General features: G+C 56.7%; 17 protein-coding genes. 8 read left to right on the top strand and 9 right to left on the bottom strand.

Annotation, left to right across the window (positions count from 1 at the left end):
* Complete coding sequence (locus ACMWJS_RS08020; protein WP_414746904.1) at positions 1-1,212, top strand: MFS transporter; 1,212 nt, start codon at positions 1-3, stop codon at positions 1,210-1,212.
* Here the strand turns inward: ACMWJS_RS08020 and mtfA are convergent.
* Positions 1,209-2,006, bottom strand: a complete 798-nt coding sequence (gene mtfA / locus ACMWJS_RS08015; RefSeq protein WP_048029376.1) for a DgsA anti-repressor MtfA — start codon at positions 2,004-2,006, stop codon at positions 1,209-1,211. The two genes, ACMWJS_RS08020 and mtfA, sit on opposite strands and share 4 nt — an antisense overlap.
* 216 nt (positions 2,007-2,222) lie before the next feature.
* On the opposite strand from mtfA, the gene ACMWJS_RS08010 reads away from it, so the two are divergent.
* The 3 genes from ACMWJS_RS08010 (at position 2,223) to ACMWJS_RS08000 (ending at position 4,889) form a co-directional block, all read left to right on the top strand.
* Complete coding sequence (locus tag ACMWJS_RS08010; RefSeq protein ID WP_414746903.1) at positions 2,223-2,369, top strand: DUF2256 domain-containing protein; 147 nt, start codon at positions 2,223-2,225, stop codon at positions 2,367-2,369.
* Complete coding sequence (locus ACMWJS_RS08005; RefSeq protein ID WP_414746902.1) at positions 2,366-3,895, top strand: cryptochrome/photolyase family protein; 1,530 nt, start codon at positions 2,366-2,368, stop codon at positions 3,893-3,895. Before ACMWJS_RS08010 ends, ACMWJS_RS08005 begins: the two co-directional genes overlap by 4 nt.
* A gap of 94 nt (positions 3,896-3,989) precedes the next feature.
* A complete protein-coding gene (locus ACMWJS_RS08000; protein ID WP_414746901.1) occupies positions 3,990-4,889 on the top strand; it encodes a LysR family transcriptional regulator in 900 nt (299 codons plus the stop codon).
* Here ACMWJS_RS08000 and ACMWJS_RS07995 read toward each other — a convergent pair.
* The 3 genes from ACMWJS_RS07995 to ACMWJS_RS07985 all read right to left on the bottom strand — a co-directional run bounded on the left by ACMWJS_RS07995 (position 4,864) and on the right by ACMWJS_RS07985 (position 8,541).
* Entirely contained in the window at positions 4,864-5,652 is a 789-nt protein-coding gene (locus ACMWJS_RS07995) for a substrate-binding domain-containing protein (protein WP_414746900.1), read from the bottom strand. The two genes, ACMWJS_RS08000 and ACMWJS_RS07995, sit on opposite strands and share 26 nt — an antisense overlap.
* Positions 5,649-6,962 carry an MFS transporter gene (locus ACMWJS_RS07990; RefSeq protein ID WP_048223899.1) on the bottom strand — a complete coding sequence of 438 codons (1,314 nt, stop codon included), beginning with the start codon at positions 6,960-6,962 and terminating at the stop codon, positions 5,649-5,651. The genes ACMWJS_RS07995 and ACMWJS_RS07990 overlap by 4 nt, the downstream gene beginning before the upstream one ends.
* 280 nt (positions 6,963-7,242) lie before the next feature.
* The gene (locus ACMWJS_RS07985; protein ID WP_414746899.1) at positions 7,243-8,541 is read right to left on the bottom strand and encodes a serine hydrolase domain-containing protein; all 1,299 of its coding nucleotides are present in this window, start codon (positions 8,539-8,541) and stop codon (positions 7,243-7,245) included.
* Between the two features lie 106 nt (positions 8,542-8,647).
* Between ACMWJS_RS07985 and ACMWJS_RS07980 the strand changes: the two genes are divergently transcribed.
* The gene (locus tag ACMWJS_RS07980; RefSeq protein ID WP_045908145.1) at positions 8,648-9,541 is read left to right on the top strand and encodes a LysR family transcriptional regulator; all 894 of its coding nucleotides are present in this window, start codon (positions 8,648-8,650) and stop codon (positions 9,539-9,541) included.
* Here ACMWJS_RS07980 and fumA read toward each other — a convergent pair.
* Positions 9,530-11,179: a class I fumarate hydratase FumA gene (fumA, locus tag ACMWJS_RS07975; protein ID WP_063622025.1), complete on the bottom strand. Its 1,650-nt coding sequence runs from the start codon at positions 11,177-11,179 to the stop codon at positions 9,530-9,532. The two genes, ACMWJS_RS07980 and fumA, sit on opposite strands and share 12 nt — an antisense overlap.
* A 52-nt stretch (positions 11,180-11,231) precedes the next feature.
* Positions 11,232-12,740 carry an anion permease gene (locus ACMWJS_RS07970; RefSeq protein WP_008500292.1) on the bottom strand — a complete coding sequence of 503 codons (1,509 nt, stop codon included), beginning with the start codon at positions 12,738-12,740 and terminating at the stop codon, positions 11,232-11,234.
* A 608-nt stretch (positions 12,741-13,348) separates the two neighbouring features.
* Between ACMWJS_RS07970 and ACMWJS_RS07965 the strand changes: the two genes are divergently transcribed.
* Positions 13,349-16,129, top strand: a complete 2,781-nt coding sequence (locus ACMWJS_RS07965) for a flavocytochrome c (protein WP_196351842.1) — start codon at positions 13,349-13,351, stop codon at positions 16,127-16,129.
* Positions 16,130-16,223: 94 nt separating this feature from the next.
* Complete coding sequence (locus tag ACMWJS_RS07960; RefSeq protein ID WP_414746898.1) at positions 16,224-17,186, top strand: FAD:protein FMN transferase; 963 nt, start codon at positions 16,224-16,226, stop codon at positions 17,184-17,186.
* On the opposite strand, the gene dcuR is transcribed toward ACMWJS_RS07960, so the two are convergent.
* Positions 17,167-17,886 (bottom strand): two-component system response regulator DcuR, encoded by a 720-nt coding sequence (gene dcuR / locus ACMWJS_RS07955; RefSeq protein WP_069718955.1) that lies wholly within the window; start codon positions 17,884-17,886, stop codon positions 17,167-17,169. The two genes, ACMWJS_RS07960 and dcuR, sit on opposite strands and share 20 nt — an antisense overlap.
* Positions 17,883-19,499: a sensor histidine kinase gene (locus tag ACMWJS_RS07950; protein ID WP_048029384.1), complete on the bottom strand. Its 1,617-nt coding sequence runs from the start codon at positions 19,497-19,499 to the stop codon at positions 17,883-17,885. Before ACMWJS_RS07950 ends, dcuR begins: the two co-directional genes overlap by 4 nt.
* Before the next feature lie 165 nt (positions 19,500-19,664).
* Here ACMWJS_RS07950 and ACMWJS_RS07945 point away from each other — a divergent pair, with 165 nt between their 5' ends.
* On the top strand, positions 19,665-20,528 hold the full coding sequence (locus tag ACMWJS_RS07945; protein WP_167211369.1) for an N-acetylmuramic acid 6-phosphate etherase: 864 nt from the start codon (positions 19,665-19,667) through the stop codon (positions 20,526-20,528).
* A gap of 57 nt (positions 20,529-20,585) precedes the next feature.
* On the opposite strand, the gene ompC is transcribed toward ACMWJS_RS07945, so the two are convergent.
* On the bottom strand, positions 20,586-21,728 hold the full coding sequence (ompC, locus tag ACMWJS_RS07940) for a porin OmpC (protein WP_196346883.1): 1,143 nt from the start codon (positions 21,726-21,728) through the stop codon (positions 20,586-20,588).
* Between the last annotated feature and the right edge of the window lie 282 nt (positions 21,729-22,010).

Here is a 22,010-nt window from a genome sequence, read left to right as displayed (position 1 = left end):
ATGCGCGCTGACTCTGAAACCTTGACGGAAAACGTCACCTCAAAAGCTAACTGGCCCCTGGCGCTATCTGCGGGTTTACTGGGCATCGGGCAAAACGGTTTGCTGGTGATGCTCCCGCAGCTGGTGACCCTGACCGGGCTGTCACTCTCGGTCTGGGCCGGGCTGTTGATGTTTGGATCCATGCTCTTTTTACCGGCATCGCCCTGGTGGGGGCGTCAGAGCGAGCGGAAGGGGTGTAAGTCCGTCATGCTGGCCTCACTAAGCGGCTATCTGGCCAGTTTTGTTGTGATGGCGCTGGTGGTCTGGGCGATGGCGGCCGGAAGGCTGGATACGGTCTGGGGGCTGGCGGGGCTTATATTCTCGCGCCTGCTCTACGGACTGACGGTCTCGGGGCTGGTGCCTGCGGCCCAGACGTGGGCGATTCAGCGTGCGGGACTGGAGAAAAGAATGGCGGCGCTGGCGACGATAAGCTCCGGCCTCAGCTGCGGGCGTTTGCTCGGCCCGCCGCTGGCGGCGCTGATGCTCAGCGTTAATCCGGTAGCACCGCTCTGGCTGATGGCGGTTGGGCCGCTTATCGCTCTGCTGCTGGTGCTTCGCGAAGTTGCTGACCCGCCGCTGCCGCCGGTAGCCCACCAGGCAACCCGCCTGCAGGCCTCCATGCTGCCGTTCCTGCTGCTGGCGCTGCTGCTGGCGGCGCTGGTGAGCCTGATGCAGATTGGCCTGTCACCGCATCTTAGCCCGTTGCTGGACGGTAACGCCCGGGAGATCAGCCATCATGTCGCGCTCCTGCTGAGCCTGGCCGCGCTGGCCACGCTCGCGGCACAGTTTCTGGTGGTCCGCCCGCAGCATTTCAGCCCGGTGACATTGCTCTGCATCGCGGCGGTGCTGATGGTGGCAGGGCTTGGGCTGATGTCTGTTGCCGGTTTAATGTTGTTCTACGTGGGGATTGTTATCACGTCACTCGGGGCGGCGATGGCCACGCCGGGCTACCAGCTTCTGCTGAACGATCGGCTGACCACAGGGAAAGGCGCGGGCGTCATCGCCACCAGCCACACGTTAGGCTACGGCGTCAGCGCACTGCTGGTGCCGGTCGTGACGCGCTTTTACGGGGAGCACTCGTTAACGGTGGCCGCATGGGGAATGGCGCTGCTGTTTTTAGCCCTGAGCATAGGGGTATGGTCAACTGAGCGTACCCCTGCTGAAAAAGCTTAATGAACCTGGCGGGACGAATGCCCGCCAGACGCCTCATTCTGCCGCAGGCGCTGGAGCGGATCCTGCTGATAAAACTGGCAGAAACGTTGCCACAGGGCCGGGAAACGGGGCGCGAAAAGCTCTGGCGCGCTGAAGAAATACTCGGAGAGCACCGCAAAGCACTCAGCGGGGTCGGTTGCCGCATAGGCGTCAATGCTGGCCGCGCTCTCGCCCACAAGGTCTATTTCATCCTGAATGTTATCCATCGCCGCGTGCAGATCGTGCTCCCAGCCCGCGACCTCGCGAAGCGGGATCAGCGGGACGCCGCTGGCGCGATCGCCGTTGCGGGTATCCAGCTTGTGCGCCACCTCATGAATAATCAGATTAAAGCCGGAGGCGTCGAACGAGTCCTGAATATCGAGCCAGTTGAGGATTATCGGCCCTTGCTGCCAGCTTTGTCCGGACTGCACCACGCGCTGGTTATGCACCAGCCCAATGTCGTCCTGCCATTCGTCATCCACCACGAACGGCGCGGGATAGATAAGCACTTCGTGGAAACCGTCCAGCCACTCAATGCCGAGTGCAAGCACCGGCAGACAGAACAGCAGGGCGATGCGGGCGTTTTTCAGGGGATCGAGTTCAAACCCCTGCAGTGGCACCAGGCGTTTTTGCTGCAAAAAACGATCCGCCAGTTGAACCAGTTTCGATTGTTCATCCGGGTTTAGATTAGCCAGAACAGGGATCGTCAGCGCGTCATCCCATGGCAGCGCCACATCCCGGCCAGCCTCATTCGTTTTCCAGGGCCACTTTATCATCGCTTTGCTCGCAAACTCGTCACTTGAACAAAAATGGGAAAGTCAGATTCGGTTAAGATGCCAGAAAATCGCTCACTGCGACAAATCCAGCCTGAATAAACTATCATTTCGTACGTAGCGGTGGGTAGCGGTTTGCGGGCATCACCTTCATTTTGTGAAGTCTGTCGTGGCCTTTATCCGCAGGTGGGGTGAATTAATCAGTGCGGTATTGAAAAGATGAGCGATTTCAAAGGTAACAAGCAGGACCTGCCCAGTCGACTGTGTGTGCACTGCCAGCGGCCCATGACGTGGCGCAAGAAATGGGCGAAATGCTGGAATCAGGTTAAATACTGTTCTGAGCGTTGCCGCAGGAGCCACCGTTGACCGAGCTGCGTCTGATCCTGGGCGATCAGCTTAATCCGCATCACAGCTGGTTTGATACCTGCAGTCCGAACGTCATTTACGTGATGCTGGAACTCCGGGCAGAAACCGCCTATGTGCTTCATCACGCCCAGAAAGTTATCGCTATCTTCGCCGCCATGCGGGCGTTTGCCTCTGCGTTAAAGGAGAAGGGGCATCGGGTGAGGTATGTCCGACTCTCCGATAGCTCAAACCGCGGCGCGCTGGAAGACAATCTCAACGCGCTTGTCGCGCATTACGGCGCGGATAGGGTGATATGGCAGGAGCCCGACGAATGGCGTCTTGATACGCAGCTGCAGGCGTGGGCGAATACGGTCTCCGTTGAAACGGCCTGCGTCAGCAGTGAGCATTTTTTCACCACTCGGGAACAGGTCAGCGCGTTCTTTGCGTCACGCAAAAGCTGGCGAATGGAGTACTTTTATCGGGAAATGCGTCGTCAGCACGGCGTCCTGTTAACCTCTGAAGGCGAGCCGGAAGGGGGGAAATGGAATTTCGATGCTGAAAACCGCAAGCGCTGGTCCGGCGAGCCTCCCGCGCCGGTGGACGCGCGTCCCTGCCACGATCGTTCCGCCTTATGGGCGGAGATCCAACGCTGTGGCGTAAAGACCTTCGGCGAACCGCAGGCCGACAATTTTCGCTGGCCGCTCAACCGTGCGGAAGCCAAAGCCAGGCTGGATGATTTTATCGCGCACGTGCTCCCGCAGTTTGGAAACTGGCAGGACGCGATGCACGCGGAGGAACCTTTTCTTTTCCACTCGTTAATTTCATTCGCGCTGAACGCTAAAATGCTTAATCCGCGGGAAGTGGTCGCGGCCGCCCAGCAGGCGTGGCGTTCGGGCCACGCGCCGCTGCCTGCCGTTGAAGGGTTTATCCGACAAATTCTCGGCTGGCGGGAGTATGTGCGCGGGATCTACTGGTCGCAGATGCCGGGCTATCGGGAGCTGAATGCCTTAGACCAGCACGCCCCGCTGCCGGACTGGTTCTGGACGGGGAAGACGCAGATGCGCTGCCTGGCGCATGCCGTTGGGCAGTCGCTCACCGAGGCTTACGCCCACCATATCCAGCGCCTGATGGTCATTGGAAACTTTAGCCTGCTCAGCGGCCTGTCGCCGCAGGCGGTCCATGAATGGTATCTGGGAGTCTATATTGATGCCTTTGAGTGGGTGGAGCTGCCCAACACCCTCGGCATGAGCCAGTTTGGCGATGGCGGGTTACTGGCGAGTAAACCCTACGTCTCGAGCGCGTCATATATTCATAAAATGAGTAATTACTGTCAGGGGTGCCGGTATCAACACAACCAGCGTACCGGCGAACAGGCGTGCCCCTTCAATGCCCTTTACTGGGACTTCTTTGCGCGCAATCAGGCGCGTCTCGGTAACAATCCCCGCCTGGGCATTGTCTTTAAACAGCTTGCGGACATGACGGAAGAGGATCGGCAGGCCATTGCTGACCGCGCCGCGCACGTCCGCCTGCACCTCAACGACCTCTGATCGGTATTTCAACGCCTGGCCGGTTGCGGCAGGTCAATAAGACGCTATTATTTTTGACTTTGTTGCGTATTCCCTGACAGGACATCCAGACGCTATGCCCGTGAATTTTGACCTTAACGATCTTTATGCTTTCAGAGCGTTAGTGGAATACGGTAACTTCCGTGTCGCCGCTGAATCTATCTGTTTATCCCAGTCGGCGCTGAGCCGCAGGATTGAAAAGCTGGAAGCCGCGCTGGGAAACAGGCTGTTCGATCGCACCACCCGCCGCGTGGCGCTGACGCTCTACGGACAAAACTTTGCCGAGCGCTCCGCGCAGCTGCTCGACAGCGTTGAGTCAATGCTCGCGGATGTCGATAAGGCCAGTGAAGAGCGGACGGGGCTGATCACGGTTGCCACGGTACCTTCCGCGGCCTGTTACTTTATGCCTGACGTGATCCGGCGTTTTCAGTCTCGCTATCCGCGTGTTCGCATTAAGCTCATCGACAGCAGTGCGGGCAATGTGATTGACGCCGTGGCCCGCAGTCAGGCGGATTTTGGTATCTGCTTTGCAGGAAACCTGCCGTCTGAAATCGAATTTTTCCCGCTGGTGGAGGATGTCTACGTCGCGGCGTGCAGAAAGGATCATCCTCTGGCGCAGAAGAGTCACCTGACATGGAAGACGTTTTACCAGCAGGATTATATCTCCCTCGATAAAACGTCAGGCAACCGCAATCTGCTCGACCGGATGCTGGGGGATATCGTTCCCGAGCGGCCCAGCGTCTGCGAAACACGTCACGTTACCACGATGCTCGGTATGGTTGAGGCGGGGATCGGCATCGCTGCCGTTCCCGCCATGTCAATGCCGACCTCAGAGCACACGCTGTTGACGCATCTGCCGCTGATGGCGCCGGAAGTGAAACGCACCGTGGGACTTATCCGGCGCCGGGGGCGTATCCAGTCTTATATTGCGGCTGAACTGGAAAAGCAGATCACCGAGCAGTATCGCCGGGCGTAACGGGGATCATCCCCGTCTCCGTAATGACGGCCCTTGAGGGCGGTGAGGCGAGATAGGTCAACAGCGCTTTCCCCTCCCCGGGATGTTCTGCATGGCGGGTAACCGCGCCCGCGAAGCGCGTGATGTATTGCACATTGTCAGGGATTTTCCCGACAAAGGTGACGCCCTGAACCGGCAACAGCTCGCTAACCTGCTGGAAACCGAGGGTGTATTTTCCTTTGGCCACTTCTGAGGCGACCGGAATACGCTCGACCTTTGTCGCTTTACCGGCCACCTCTTTTTCTATTCCCAGCTTTTTGAATAATGCCTGGCTGACGTACCTGCCGCTGGCGCTGTCAGAGTAGGCGATGGAGCTGGCCTGCAGCAGCGTTTCACGCAGTTTCGCATCGCTGCTGATATCCGGTACTTTCGCTCCTTTTTTTACCACCATGCCAACGGGAGAATCCGCGAGTTCCGTTCGCGAACCCGGCTGGGTCTGGCTGGCCTTTTCGAGCTTCTCCAGCGCATCGCCCACCATAATCACCACGTCGGCCTTCTCGCCGCGCGCCAGTCGGTTTGGGATCGCCTGCGGCGTATTGCCCATTGAGGGGCCGGGGATAATCACAATTTTATCCCCGGTCCGTTGTTCATATTCCGGGGCCAGCTTTTCAAGGGCGGCTTTAAAACCGCCTGAGATCATCACCTTCACGTCCTGGGCAAAGGCATTGACGCTCAGGAACGTCAGCACCAGCGCGCTGGCGGTATAGCGATAAGTGCGTTTCATACTGCCCCCTCTGACTTGACGGTGTTTTGCAGCGATACCGCGCGGCGGCGGTAGAGGTAGAGCGTCGCCAGCAGGGCACATACCGCGGCGAAGCTCATCCAGTAGCCCGGCGAGGCTTTGTCGCCGGTGTATTCAATCAGCGCGGTGGACATGACCGGGGTAAAGCCGCCAAAGACCGCCGTTGCCAGGCTGTAAGCCAGCGAGAAGCCCGCCACGCGCACTTCAGCCGGCATAATTTCCGTCAGAGCCGGGATCATTGCGCCGTTATAGAGGCCGTAGAGGAAGGAGAGCCACAGCAGCACGCTCAGCATCATCGAGAAGCTGGGCGCGCTCGCCAGCAGCGTCAGGGCCGGGTAGCTGGTCGCCAGCGCCAGCAGGGTCATGGCAATCAGCACCGGCTTGCGGCCGAAACGGTCCGACAGGGCACCGCCCACCGGCAGCCAGATGAAGTTAGAGATCGCCACCAGCAGCGTGACCAGCAGGCTGTCCGACGCGCTCAGCATCAGCACCTTTTTGCCAAAGGTGGGTGCGTAGACGGTGATCAGATAAAAGGCCGTGGTGGTCATCGCCACCATCAGCATGCCCGCGACCACCACCTGCCAGTTGCCAAGCAGCGTTTTAAAGACCTGACGCATCTCCAGATGATGGCGACGCGCGCTGAACTCTTCCGTCTCTTCCAGCTTGCGGCGCAGGAAGAAGATAAACGGCACGATTAAACAGCCGAACAGGAACGGGATGCGCCAGCCCCATTCGCGGATGGCGCTCTCTTCCAGCATCGCGTTCAGCGCAAAGCCCATTGCGGCGGCGACCATAATGGCGACCTGCTGGCTACCGGACTGCCAGCTGGTGTAAAAACCCTTGCGGCCCGGCGTGGCGATTTCAGCCAGATAGACCGACACGCCCCCAAGCTCCGCGCCGGCGGAAAAACCCTGCAGCAGACGGCCCGTCAGCACCAGCAGCGGTGCCCACAGACCGATGCTTTGATAAGACGGAATAAGCACGATCAGGAAGGTCCCCGCCGCCATGATGGACAGCGTGACAATCAGCCCCTTTCTGCGCCCCACCTTGTCGATATACGCGCCAAGCACAATTGCCCCGATTGGACGCATCAAAAAGCCCGCGCCGAAGACGGCGAAGGTCATCATCAGCGACGCAAATTCACTGCTCGCCGGGAAGAACGTGTGGGCGATGTAGGTGGCATAGAAGCCGAACAGAAAGAAATCGAATTGCTCAAGAAAGTTGCCGGACGTGACGCGAAGTATCGCGCCCGCTTTCGACCGTACGGTTGCAGGTGAGGTTGAGGAAAACATGGTTATCTCCAGTTTATTGTTGACGTTTTACGCGTCTGTTTCTGAAAACTGGATCAGGATGAGGAATTAGATAAGCGCAAATGCCGCATCGACTGATGCATTTCTTGCATGAATATAATTCGGCTGATAAATACAATTAATGGCAACAATAACTTAACAAACCGTTGGCTTTTTATTCACCAATATTGTGTAAGTCTCTGATATTGCGATTTTGTGATGTGGCGCAGAGGCCCGTTTCAGAATGCGCCGGGTAACCGCTTCATTACCCGGCGGATGCATTTTAGCGCAGCGCCCTGGCAATCGCGCTAAACATCAGAGAAGCTTCCAGCGGCTGGGCGCTGAAGGACGGCTCCGCCTGCGGCCAGGTAGACCACTGGACGATGACCAGATTTTCCTTCGGGTTGACCACGATCATCTGCCCGAAAATGCCCAGCGCCCAGAGCGAACCTTTTAGCGAATCCTGTGCCGTTGGCTCTACGCCCGTGGCGTTCGCGGGCACTTCATTGTTCCACCATTGATAGCCGTACAGCCCCTCGGGATGGGCGTCTGATACCGAGCCTTTGGCCTTCGTCCAGTCTGACGACTGCCGGATCCAGTTTTCCGGCAGGATGGTCTTGCCGTTCGGCAGCGTACCGTTGTTCAGGATAAATTGCCCGAAGCGTCCCCAGTCCTCCAGCGTGGCGTTAAAGCCGTGCGCGCCGACGTCGTGCTGGCCTTTGCTGTAGGCATGCCACACGCCGTCGCTCGCCATGCCGTAAGGCTGCCAGATGCTTTTCTCCAGATAAGCTGCGAGCGTCATGCCGGTGGCCCGCTCCAGCACGTCACCCAGCAGCCAGGCGCCACCCGAAGAGTAAGACCAGCTCTCTCCGGCCGGATGCGCTCTGCGTAACCCCTTCACCAGCTTGCGCACGCAGTCATAGGTACCCGGCTTCGCCTCGCACTCGGTGAGCTGCGCAAAGTCGGAGTGAGGGTTGGTGTAATCCTCGTTCCAGGCCACGCCGGAGGTATGGGTGATCAGCTGTCTGAGCGTCACGCCATCCCACGCGGTACCTTTCAGGTCGGGTTCATACCGCGTGATCCGATCGTCAAGCGAGTGGATCTTTCCCTCTTTGAGGGCCACGCCCACCAGCGCCGATACCACCGATTTCCCAACCGAGCGCGAGGTCCAGAGCGTCGAGTCGGTATTGCCCTCTCCAAGATACTTCCAGGCGATTTTGCCGTCCTTCAGCACCAGCATGCCGCTGACGTTCTGGCGCTGGAGGTACTCCTGAAGGCCGTAGCGCCTGCCGTTGACCTGATAGTGTGCGTCCGTGAGCGGCTTGTCCGACATTTCCAGCGGCACAGAGTTACCGTGGCGGAAAACATCCCCGGTGTAGTTGCGGTAGTCATTGCGAAAGCCCACCACCCGATCGGCCTGACTCCAGGTGAGCATCTTATGGGTGTCAGGCAGCGTGGTGTCGAAGGGGGTAGGGCAGGCGCTGAGGTCGGTGCCTTTACAGGCCGCCACTGCCGCAGGGGAGAGCAGGGTGCTGAAGACAAGGCCCGCCAGCAGGGCATGGTTTACTTTTCTGTTTTTCATATCCGTCTCTTACAGGTTAGGAACGGCTTCAGTTTAAAAACCCCGGGGCTATAATAAAAAACGCGTAGCGGGGGAAAATCCCCCCAAAAAACAGAAGGAGCGTAGCGTGGCGGGACTGATTTACTCTTTTGCACAGCTCGAGGCATTTACCGCCGTGGCCGAGAACGGGAGCCTGAGTAAAGCCGCGGTGGCGCTGAAGAAGGACCGAACGACGCTTCGCGATCTGGTTGATTTTCTTGAGGATGGGTTAGGTTACGCGCTGTTTATTCGCGACGGCCGTACCCTGCGGCTCACGCCCGAAGGGGAACAGCTTCAGCGCCAGGCGCACCTGCTGATGCGGCAGGTAAAAGCCTTTGAGGCGTTTGCCAGAGAGGTGCCGCACGGTGCCACGCAGGACCTGACGCTGGTCTACGATCCTTTTACGCCCAGAGCCTTTCTGCACGGGGTGATTGCGGAAATGGCGGTGCGAAAAATCCGCCTGAGCCTTATTTGCGCCTCGCGGGATGAATCGGAACGGCTGCTGGCGAACAACGACGCGGATCTCGCCATCTGCCAGGCACGCAACCGCAGCGTGGGCAATGATATGGAATGGCGCGCCCTGGGTGCCATCGATATGGATTTTTATGCCGCCAGCGGGCTGTTTGCTGACCGTTCTTCGCCTCTGTCGCTGCTCGATCTCTCCCTGGTGCCCCAGGTCATCATGCACCCCGCCTCGGACGAGCCGGTGGCGCGCCGCCTGCAGATTTCCGGGCATACCCTCTTTACCAATGAACCGGAGATGCTGCGCGGTTTGCTGGAGCGCGGCTGCGGCTGGGGATTCTTACCGACGCATTTTCACGCCGGGCAGTGGCAAAACGTAAAAAGGCTGCACACTGAAGTGGGCAGCCAGGGGATTGGTCAGACGATGGTCACCATCTGGAAGCCGGGGAGCGACAAGCGCAGCACGATCGCTGAAACGCTGTCGCTCTTGCCGGACGTATGGAAGCACTCAGCGCTGTGAACAGCCTTTACACTGCTGGTTCTGGATCTGCTGGAAGAAATCGTTGCCTTTGTCATCCACCAGGATAAACGCCGGGAAGTTCTCGACTTCAATTTTCCAGATGGCCTCCATTCCCAGCTCAGGATACGCGACGCACTCCAGGCTCTTAATGCTGTTTTGCGCCAGCACCGCCGCCGGGCCGCCGATGCTGCCCAGGTAGAAGCCGCCGTGCTTATGGCAGGCGTCCGTCACCTGCTGGCTGCGGTTGCCTTTTGCCAGCATGATCATGCTCGCGCCGTGGGACTGCAGTAAGTCCACATACGAATCCATGCGCCCTGCGGTGGTTGGACCGAGTGAGCCAGACGCGTAGCCTTCCGGCGTTTTGGCCGGGCCCGCGTAGTAAATCGGATGATCTTTGACGTACTGCGGCAGTTCTTCGCCGTTGTCGATCAGCTCTTTCAGCTTCGCGTGGGCGATGTCGCGCGCCACGATGATGGTTCCGTTCAGCGACAGGCGGGTAGAGACCGGGTGCGCGGAAAGCTGCGCCAGGATCTCATTCATCGGCTTGTTCAGGTTGATGCTGACCACGTCGCCTTCACCCTGCTGGCGCAGCGATTCAGGAATGTACTGGCCCGGGTTGTGCTCCAGCTTCTCAATCCAGATCCCGTCGCGGTTGATTTTCGCTTTGATGTTGCGGTCCGCGGAGCAGGAAACTCCCATGCCAATAGGGCAGGACGCGCCGTGGCGCGGCAGGCGGATCACGCGGATGTCGTGGGCGAAGTATTTACCGCCAAACTGCGCGCCGAGGCCGAGGTTCTGTGCTTCCTGGAGCAGCTCTTGTTCCAGTTGAACATCGCGGAACGCCTGGCCGTGTTCGTTGCCTTCCGTTGGCAGCGCGTCGTAGTAGCGCGTGGAAGCCAGCTTCACGGTTTTCAGCGTGGCTTCCGCCGAGGTTCCGCCGATAACAAAGGCAATGTGGTACGGCGGGCAGGCTGCCGTCCCCAGGGTACGCATCTTCTCAACCAGGTAATTTTTCAGCTTAGCCGGGGTGATCAGCGCTTTGGTTTCCTGGTAGAGATAGGTTTTGTTGGCAGAGCCGCCGCCTTTCGCCATGCACAGGAATTTGTATTCATCGCCGTCAACGCTGTAGAGATCGATCTGCGCGGGCAGGTTGGTACCGGTATTCACCTCTTTATACATATCCAGCGCCGCATTCTGGGAGTAGCGCAGGTTGTCTTCAATGTAGGTGTTATACACGCCCTGGCTCAGGGCCGCTTCGTCACCGCCGCCGGTCCAGACGCGCTGGCCTTTTTTACCCATGATGATCGCGGTGCCGGTATCCTGGCAGGTCGGCAGCACGCCTTTGGCCGCGATTTCGGAGTTGCGCAGGAACTGCAGGGCAACGTACTTATCGTTCTGGCTGGCTTCCGGGTCGTTGAGGATGGCGGCAACCTGCTGCTGGTGGGAAGGACGCAGCATAAATGCGGCGTCGTGGAAGGCCTGCTGCGCCAGCAGGGTCAGCGCTTCCGGCTCCACTTTCAGGATTTCCTGGCCTTCGAACTCGGCAACGGAGACGTGCTCTTTGGTCAGCAGGTAGTATTCGGTGTCGTCATGCGAAAGAGGGAAGGGGTTCTGGTAGATAAACGGTTTGTTTGACATAGCTTGCTCCACAAAAATAAAACCGCCGGAGGAAGGCCCCGGCGGTCAGAAATCAGAACATCATGGACATCCACGGATAGCCAATCAGCAGCAGGGCCGCCAGGAAGATGGCACCGAAGATGGTGCCGAGGCGCCAGTAGTCTTTGGTTGGCAGGTAGCCGCTACCGTAGTAGATCGGGCTTGGGCCAGTACCGTACGGGGTGATGATCCCCATCACGCCCAGCGAGGTCACCATCAGCAGAACGAACACTTCCATATTCATGCCCGGAATGGTGGAGGCGATGGTCAGCATCGCTGGCAGCAGCGCCGTGGTGTGCGCGGTGGTGCTGGCAAACAGGTAGTGCAGCAGGTAGAACGCCAGCAGCAGGACGATGGTCGCCACGCCCGGAGAGATACCGCTCATTAACAGACCACCTTCTTTACCCAGCCAGCTGATGAAGCCGGTAGAGGAGAGGCCGTCCGCCAGCGCAACCAGGGTGGCGAACCAGACGAAGGTGTTCCACGCCGCTTTGTTACCGGTGATATCGTTCCACTCCAGCACGCCGGTCCACAGCATCAGGCCGACGATGAGCAGGGCAGCCATAGCGGGTTCAATCCACGCGGCGGCGAAGATCCACATCAGCAGCGCACAGCACACGAACACCAGCAGCAGAATTTCATTGCGGGACAGTTTGCCCAGTTTTTCCAGCTCACGGGTCGCCCACAGCGGCACTTCGTTGTTCACCTTCACTTCTGGCGGGTAGAACCAGTAGGCCAGCAGCGGCATGGCCAGAATCAGCAGGATACCCAGCGGCAGGAAGGCGAGGAACCAGGTGCCCCAGGAAATATCGATCCCAACCGTACTTTTCACCAGCGCCAGCGCCAGAAGGTTCGGCGCGAGGGCGGAGAGGAACATTGAACTGGTGATACAGGCCGCGGTGATCGCCACCCACATTAGGTACGAACCAATTTTACGCGCGCTTGGGTCGTTCGGTTTAGAACCGTACAGCGGCGGCAGGTTAGCGATGATCGGGTAGATGGTCCCGCCGCTGCGCGCGGTGTTGGACGGGGTGAACGGTGCCAGCAGCAGGTCAGCAAACGTAATCGCGTAACCGAGCGTCAGGCTGCGACGGCCGAGGTATTTCACCAGAATCAGCGCCAGACGGCGGCCGAAGCGGGTTTTGTCATAGCCTGCGGCGAACATGAAGGCACCGAAAATCAGCCAGACGGTCGAGTTACCAAACCCGCTCACCGCCCACTTAAAGGAGGCGCCTGCCAGCTTGAATTTCGGATCAGCCAGCTGTTCAGGGCTGAACAGCACCCACTGGCTGCACAGGGCAATGGCGACCACGCCGGTCAGACCGATCACCGCGCCCGGCAGCGGTTCGAAGATCAAACCGACGATCACGCCAACGAAGATAGCGAAATAGTGCCATGCGTAAGGAGGCAGACCTTCCGGTACCGGAACAAACAGCAGCAGTACGGCGACGATGACGGGCAGTGCCATCATCAGCAGACGTTTTGCGTTTCCATTTGATGCCTGGTTCGCCACAGGGGGCGTTACAGCAGTTTTTGTATTCATAGTTTCACGTCTTAAGTTGTCAAAGATTCGGTCGTACTGAAAAAACAAAATCACTTTCTTAAGTTTCTTTGCTTTTTTTAGTTATTAAAGGTGCGGTTTTGTATTTTCAGTAATAGCAATTTAACGCTTTTATGGTGGCGCTAAATTAAAAAATTATGATGTTTTTATATTGCGCTTTTGGATGCCATAACTATTGATCGCGATCAAAAAAACAGAATTGCAGCGTTATTTTTATGCTTTTATTAATAACCACTCAGGCGTATGTGGGTATTATCTGTTTTATTGTTTTGTTTTATCATTTTCGTAACATATATTTTTTATTTGTTTTGTATCTTTTTGTTTTTAATGGTTTTGCAAGTGTTATGGAAATTGGTTTTACCAATTTTTATTTAACGAATTTTAAATTATTGTGAATGACTGAATTACATTCGCTAACACCAATGTGTTATTTGTGTTATTGCAGGGATTAAATAGTTTTTTAACTAACGTAATAACTTTAGAAACTAAAAAAATCATTATATTAATATCATGACATCGGCAAATAACGACGAACTAAAAACTAATCCGATAACGAATTCTTAATTTTTTAAAAGTTTGGAGTTTCTAATATGAGCACTAACGAACGTATTCTTAGCCCCTTCACATTACCGAATGGCACTGAACTGAAAAACCGTTTGTTAATGGCCCCTATGACCACCTGCACCGGCTATTACGACGGCACCGTTACCAGTGAACTGGTGGAGTACTATCGTGCCCGTTCCGGCAGTATCGGCACCATCATTGTGGAGTGCTGTTTCGTCGACGATCTCGGTCTGGCCTTCCCGGGCGCGATCGGGATTGATAATGATGAGAAAATTGCCGGGCTGGCGAAAATCGCGGAGGCGATTAAATCCAAAGGCTCTAAGGCTCTGCTGCAGATCTACCACGGCGGCCGCATGGTTGACCCGAAACTGATCGGTGGCCGTACGCCGGTTGGCCCAAGTGCCGTTGCCGCGCCGCGTGAGGGCGCAGCAACGCCAGTGGCACTGACTGGCGAAGAAGTCGAAGGCATGATCGGCAAGTTTGGTGAAGCGGTGCGCCGCGCCATCCAGGCCGGCTTCGACGGCGTGGAAATCCACGGGGCAAACACCTATCTGATTCAGCAATTCTATTCGCCAAACTCTAACCAGCGTGACGACGAGTGGGGCGGCAGCCGCGATAATCGCGCGAAGTTCCCGCTGGCGGTTCTGGATATCACCCACAAAATGGTGCGGCAGTACGCGGACGACGCTTTTATTATTGGCTACCGCTTCTCCCCCGAAGAGCTGGAAGTGCCGGGCATCCGCTTTGAAGACACCATGTACCTGCTGGAAAAACTGGCGGCGCGCGGCGTGGATTACCTGCACTTCTCCGTCGGCGCGACCCTGCGTCCTTCCATTGTCGACACCCAGGACCCAACGCCGCTTATCGAAAAATACTGCGCGATGCGTTCTGAAACGCTGGCGCAGGTTCCGGTCATGGGCGTGGGTGGCGTGGTAAATGCCGCCGATGCCAATGAAGCGCTGGAACACGGTTACGACCTGATTGCCGTGGGCCGTGCCACCATCGCCTATCCGGACTGGACCGACCGCATCGCGGCCGGGGAAACGCTGGAGCTGTTTATGGACAGCACCCAGCGCGAGGCGCTGAACATTCCTGAACCGCTGTGGCGCTTCTCGCTGGTGGAAGCGATGATCCGCGACATGAGCATGGGCGAATCAAAATTCAAACCGGGCATGTTCACCGAGAAGGTGCAGGACGACGCGAATGAGCTGGTGATTAACGTCAGCCTGGAGACTGACCGCATTGCGGATATCGAGCTTGCGTCTGGCCCGAGCGAAGACGTTGAGTTCGTCACCAGCTTTGAAGAGATCCGCACCCGCATTCTGGATGCCAATACCCCGCACGTGGATGCCATCACCGGCGCAACCAGCCAGAGTGAAGCGGTGAAGAAAGCGGTCTCTAAAGCAATGCTGAAATCCAGCAAAGCACTGGCAGCGGAAGAGGGCGTTGACCCGAACGAAACCCGCAGCGTGGACGTGGTGGTTGTCGGCAGCGGCGGCGCCGGTCTGGCGGCGGCGATTCAGGCTCACGACGAAGGCGCGAGCGTGCTGATTGTTGAGAAAATGCCAACCATCGGCGGGAACACCATTAAAGCTTCTGCCGGGATGAACGCCGCCGAAACCCGCTTCCAGCGTGTGAAGGGCATTCAGGACAGCAAAGAGCTGTTCTACCAGGAAAGCCTGAAAGGTGGCGGCAACAAGAACAACCCTGAACTGCTGCGCCGCTTCGTCGAGAACGCGCCGCAGGCAATTGAGTGGCTGGCAACCCGCGGCATCATGCTGAACGACATCACCACCACCGGCGGGATGAGCATCGACCGTACTCACCGTCCAAAAGACGGTTCTGCGGTGGGCGGTTACCTGATTAGCGGCCTGGTGCGTAATGTCAACAAACGCAACATCGAAGTGATGCTGGATACTTCCGTCAGCGACATTCTCTTCGAAAACGGTGAAGTCACCGGCGTGCGCCTGACCACCGAAGAGAATGAAACCATCACCGTGGCAGCGAAAAGCGTGATTGTGGCAACCGGCGGCTTCAGCGCTAACAGCCAGATGGTCGTGAAATACCGTCCGGATCTGGAAGGTTTCGTCACCACCAACCATAAAGGGGCGACCGGTGGCGGTATCGCGCTGTTGGAGCGTATCGGGGCTGGCACTGTCGATATGGGCGAGATTCAAATTCACCCAACCGTAGAGCAGAAAACCTCGTACCTGATTTCCGAATCCATCCGCGGGGGCGGGGCGATTCTGGTCAATCAGAAAGGGGAACGCTTCTACAACGAAATGTCGACCCGCGATAAAGTCTCAGCGTCAATCATCGCCCTGCCGGAGAAATACGCTTACATCGTCTTTGACGAGCACGTACGCGCCAAAAACAAAGCCGCGGATGAGTACATTGCCAAAGGCTTCGTGACCAGCGCCAGCTCGCCGAAAGCCCTGGCGGAAGCGCTCGGCATGGATTACCACGCTTTCCTGGCGACCCTGGAACGTTACAACGGTTTCGTTGAAAAACAGCATGATGACGACTTTGGTCGTACCACCGCGCTGCGTGCGCCCATCAATGAAGGGCCATTCTACGCCATTCAGATTGCGCCGGGCGTGCACCACACCATGGGCGGCGTGACCATCAACACCGAAACCTGCGTGCTGGACAGCAACCACAACGTGCTGCCAGGCGCGTTTGCAGCCGGTGAAGTGGTCGGCGGGATCCACGGTGCTAACCGTATCGGCGGTAACGCGGTGGCAGATATCATTATTTTTGGTACCCTTGCAGGACATCAGGCGGCTCTGCGTTCGAAAAAGAGGTAAGGCTCCTGCATCCCAGGCCGGATACGCGCAGCGTTATCCGGCATTTTCCCCGGCGGCGCGGTGCCTGCCGGGGCTTCAGCTGAGGACTCCTGCCATGCCTGATAGCCATCGCGTTTACAGTTACTCCGCCGTCCTGATGGGGTCACCCATCCTCCTGAAGCTCTTCTCACATGACGAAGCCCTCGCGTCCCGCGTGTTTCGACTGATCAAACAGTACGAAGACCTGCTCACTGTCAACCGTGCGCACTCGCAGGTGATGGACATCAACCATGCGGCCGGCCAGCATCCGGTCACCGTCAGTCGGCCAGTGTTTGATCTGATCCGCTGTGCAAAAGCGGCAAGCCTGCTCAAGGACAGCGCCTTTAATCTGGCGATCGGTCCGCTGGTGAAGCGCTGGAAGATTGGTTTTCAGGGGGACAGCGTTCCGCCTGCCGATGAAATCGCGTCGCTGCTGGCGATTACCTGCCCAGAGGATGTTCTCCTTGATGAGGCCAGCAGCAGCGTGTTTCTGACCCGGGCGGGGATGGAGATCGATCTGGGGGCGATTGCCAAAGGCTATATTGCCGACAGGGTGCGGGATTACCTGCGTAAAGAGGGCGCTGAGCTGGGGCTGATTAACCTTGGCGGAAACATTCAGACCTTAGGCTCCCCGGAAGGGGGCTGGAGCGTCGGGCTGAAAAAACCGTTCGCCGGGGATGCGCTGATCGGCGCGATGGTCGTCGAGAACCTCTCCGTCGTGACGTCGGGAACGTACGAGCGCTACTTTGAACACAACGGCAAACGCTATCACCACATTCTCGATCCGCGCACCGGGTATCCGCTGGACAACGAACTGGACAGCGTGACCATCATTTCAAAAGATTCCATCGACGGCGATATCTGGACCACGCTGATGTACGGCATGGGTGTGGAGAAGGGCTGCGCCGCGCTGCGTGCGCGTCCAGACATAGAAGCGATCTTTGTGACCAAAACAAAAGAAGTGGTGTTCTCTTCAGCACACCACTTCCGCTTTACCCTGCTGGACGATACCTACCGCATTACTGGCAGTATTGCTTGAGCAGGCCCGTCTGCTCCGGCTGGAGACGGTAGCGATACACCGGACGCCCGGTGGCGCCGTAGTGAATGCTGGTGAACAGAATATTGATTTGCGCCAGCCAGATCAGATATTTGCGGCAGGACACGCGGGAAATATTGACCGCGTTTGCCAGGTCATCGGTAGAAAACTCCGTCTCCGGGTGTGCGTCAATCCACTGGCAAATCGTGCGCAGCGTTTGCGGCGTTAACCCTTTCGGCAGCTTTTTGCTGTCTGCCAGTTCCGGTGCCCCGCCGTGGATCAGACGGTCGACGTCCGCCTGCTCGTAATACTGATGCGACCCCATCAGGCTGTGCTTTGCCTTCCAGCCGTTCAACGCCTCTTCAAAGCGCGGGAACTGGAACGGCTTAATCAGATAATCCACCACGCCATAATGGATGGAGGTCTGGATCGTGGCGGCGTCGGCGGCCGAGGTGATCATGATCACATCGATTTGGCGGCCGGATGCGCGAATGACGGGCAGCAGATCCAGCCCGTTATCCTGCTGCATATAGACATCCAGCAGCACCAGATCGACAGGATGGCTGGGGTCATTAATGATGGCCTCGGCCTGGTTTAGCGTGGAGGCGACGCCACAGCAGGTAAAGCCTTCAACACGGTTGACGTACAGACGGTTGAGGTCGGCCACCATGGCGTCATCATCGACAATTAATACATTTATCACGCGATATTCCTCTCGCTATCCCAGGGGATGTGAACAAAAAATTGGGTAAATACGCCGGGCTCAGACTCGACGCTGATATCGCCGCCAAGGTTCTGAATCTGCTGGCGAGCAAGGAACAGCCCAACGCCGCGGTTGTCGCCTTTTGTTGAGAAGCCCTTTGTAAAAATAGACTCCAGCTGAGTGGGATCAATGCCGGGGCCATCGTCGCTGACTTCACAGCTGAGCCAGCCATTTTGATAATGCAGCAGCAGGCCAATCTCACCTTCCTGCTGTCCTTCCATCGCGTCGAGCGCGTTTTCAATGAGGTTGCCCAGCGCGGTGATCAGCACCGCGACCTGCTCTTCACTTGCGGTATCCGGTATCTGGCTTTCATCCGCCAGCGTCAGGGTGACGCCCGCTTCTTTCGCCCGGTTGATTTTACCCAGCAGGAACCCGGCTACCACCGGGGATTTTACCTTGCTCTGTATCGTACCGATATCCGTCTGGTAATGATGTGCCGTCTGCAGGATGTACTCTTCCAGCTTGTCGTAGCGCTTCATGTGCAGCAGGCCCAGGATCACATGCAGTTTATTCATAAACTCGTGTGTATGGGCGCGCAGGGCATCGACGTAATTCACCATGCCATCAATACGCTGCATCAGCTGGCTGATTTCCGTTTTATCACGGAAGGTGGTGATGGCGCCGATCACCCGATCCTGGCTTTTCACCGGGACCATGTTGCACAGCAATAGCCGGCCGTTGCAGCTGATCTCCTGATCCTGGCGCGCGACGCCCGTCTTCGAGACGTCACGCAGGCTGGCCAGCAGGGGTGCGCTGGTGTTTTCGGTCTGCTTGCCGGACGGGAGAAGCAATATTTCTCTGGCGGTCTGATTGATCATCGTCACGCGCCCGTGAATATCAACGGCCAGCACCCCTTCACGAAGCGACTGCAGCATCGCCTGGCGCTGTTCGAACAGGGCGGAAATTTCATAGGGTTCGAGTCCGAACAGGATGCGTTTCAGGACCCGCACCAGACCCCAAATCGCCATCGAACTCATAAAAATGCTGAACAAAATGGTCCAGACGGCGTTTAGCCGCCCGCGGGTAATCTGCTCTTCCACCTTATTGAGGGAGATACCGACCACCACCACGCCAATCTGCTCGTGCTGGCCGTCGTAGACGGGGGTAAATACGCGCAGCGCTTCGGCGAGCGCACCCCGGTTAACCGATACGTTCTCTTTGCCTTCCAGCGCGGGCGTTAAATCGTCGCCGATAAAATGCAGCCCTAGCAGCGCCTCGTTCGGGTGAGAATAGCGGATCCCGCGCATATCGGTGACCACGGTGAACAGCAGATCGTTTCGTTTCGTCACCGCCTGGGCGATGGGCTGAATAATATTCTCCTGCGGCGCCTGCATCAGGCCGCGCTGTATCTCGGGGCTGTCGGCGAGGGTGCGGGCAATGCCGAGCGCGGTGTCTTTGACATCATCGCGTGTGGCGCGGGTGATTTGCACCGAATAGAGCGCAAAGACCACCAGCAGCACTGAACCGATAATCGCGCATACCATCAGCGTGACCAGCGTATTGAGTTTCATGGGGCGCTTGCGCGTCGGAAGGAAAGGCTGCAAATCGCTCATCAATACTCCGCGATGATTAAGTAAGGGGGTAATTATCGCCGATGACGCGCTTTTCTTAAAGCCATGTAAAGGCGTGGATTTGGTCCTCTTTTCGTGACCCTTCTCGCAGGTCATCTATATAAAACACTTTATAGTATGTGGGTACTCATAATAAGGAGGCTGTTTATGAGCATTCTGCTTACCGGTTCGGTCAAGGAAAGACGGCACGCCAGCACGATGAATATCGATCGATTGTCCACGCTGGACATGCTGAAAGTCATTCACCAGGATGATGCACTCATTTCTGCTGCACTCACCCCTTGCTTACCTGTGATTGCCCGCGCGGTGGATAACGCTGCCGCGACCCTCAATCACGGTGGCCGTCTGGTGATTGTCGGGGCGGGACCGTCTGGTCGGGTCGCGCAACAGGTTGCTGATGACTATGCGCCGGGCAAAACCCCTGTGGTGGCCGTCACGGCAGAAGAGGGGGAAGGGAGCTACGAGCGCGGCGTTGCCGATCTGCAGGCCATTAAGTTTGGTGAACACGATATGATGCTGGCCGTGACCGTCAGCGGAAAAACACCGTGGGTGTGGGGGGCAATGCGCCATGCATGGTCGCTGGGGGCGCCGGTCGCCGTCATTACCGGTGATGCGCAAAGTGAAGCCGCGCAGCTGGCGAGTATGGTTATTGCTCCCGAACTGGGTGCCGATGTGGTGGCCGGCTATCTCAACACCAAAGCGGGGATTGCGCAGAAAATGATCCTCTCGATGATCGCCACCGGGCTGGCCGTTCGGACCGGGCGCGTTTACAGCAACCTGCGGGTGGATCTCGAGGCAAGCAGTACCAAATGGGCCGAACGCCAAATCGCCATTGTGATGGAAGCAGGGGGATGCTCCCGGGCGGAGGCAAAAGCCGCGCTGGAGAGCTGTAACCATCACTGTAAAACGGCGGTATTGATGGTGCTGACAGGGCTGGATGCGTGGAAAGCCCATGAACTGCTGGCGCAGAATAACGGGTTCATCCGCGTGGCGCTGCAGGAAGCGCCGTAACACAGACCGCGAAGAAATAAAAAAGGCCGCAGATGCGGCCTTTGGTATTTTTAAAGATTAGAACTGGTAGGTCATGCCGACGCCAACGATGTCGTCGGTGGAAATACCATATGCGTCATACAGCGCTTCGTCCTGATCCAGCATGTTGATTTTGTAATCAACATAGGTGGAGAAGTTTTTGTTGAAGCTATAGGTCATGCCCAGGTCGATATAGTTAACCAGATCCTGATTGAATCCCTGACCGTCCAGGTCTTTACCTTTTGAGTAAACCCATGCCAGGGAAGGACGCAGACCGAAGTCGAACTGGTACTGTGCCACCGCTTCAAAGTTCTGAGTCTGGTTGGCGATACCAAAGTTGCCAATAGGCGTCATGTTGCGGGTTTCCGCATACATCATCGCCAGGTAGACGCTGTTAGCATCGTATTTTGCGCCAACAGTCCAGGCTTCGGCTTTTTCGCCACCCGCAAAACCCACACCTTCAAGGCTCTTACCGTAAGCTACCTGGTCGTTGGTACGATCAGAAGAAGAGTACGCCGCACCCAGGCTCAGGCCGGAGAGATCGCCAGAGAAGTCATAGGAGGTAGACATACCGAAGCCGTCACCGTTCTGGAAGCGTACGTCTTTATGACCGTTTTTCGTACCTTCCTGATCTTCGTTAGCGTTTGCACTTTCGTTAGCACCCTGATACTGCAGCGCGAAATTCAGACCCTCAACCAGACCGAAGAAATCGCTATTACGGTAGGTTGCCAGACCGTTGGCACGGCCATTCATAAAGTTATCGGTCCAGGTGTAAGAATCACCGCCAAATACCGGCAGCATATCGGTCCAGGCTTCAACGTCGTACACGACGCCGTAATTACGGCCATAATCAAATGAACCGTATTCGCCATATTTCAGGCCAGCGTAGGCCAGACGGTTAAAGGATTTGTCACCCGCGCCTTCGGTATCGTTAGCGAACGTTTTATATTCCCACTGACCGTAACCGACCAGATCGCGAGTAATCTGGGTTTCGCCTTTGAAACCAACCTGTACATAGGTTTCATCGCCATCATCACCAGGGTTGTCAGAGAAGGTATGACGCGCGTCAACCTTACCGTACAGGTCAACTTTGTTGCCATTTTTGTTATACATTTCAGCCGCATTCGCTGCGCCTGCCATTAATAACGCGGGTACCAGAAATGCCAGAACTTTTCTTTTCATTATATATTCCCTTTAAAGATAATTTATATGAATATATGTAATCACCCTCCGTAATTACAGGTTCGATACTATTCTATGGCTTGTGATTTAGTTTCAAAAATAAATGTAATTAAATTCGATGAAATATTTCAAATTATTTCTATTAATCTCATTATTTTTCTTGTGAATTATTGGGGTGGATTTATAAGGAGTAATTATTATTAAATATTTCGCAGCGCTATTTTTAAATTCATTTAATTTGGCTATGTTATAATTCACCTTCTTTAAACAACAGGACATGAT

Source organism: Enterobacter sp. HK-058-C-ECC (genome assembly GCF_047531125.1).
Classification (GTDB): domain Bacteria; phylum Pseudomonadota; class Gammaproteobacteria; order Enterobacterales; family Enterobacteriaceae; genus Enterobacter; species Enterobacter quasiroggenkampii.
The sequence above is the reverse complement of the archived record's forward strand: the minus strand, read 5'-3'. Positions and strand labels throughout refer to the sequence as shown.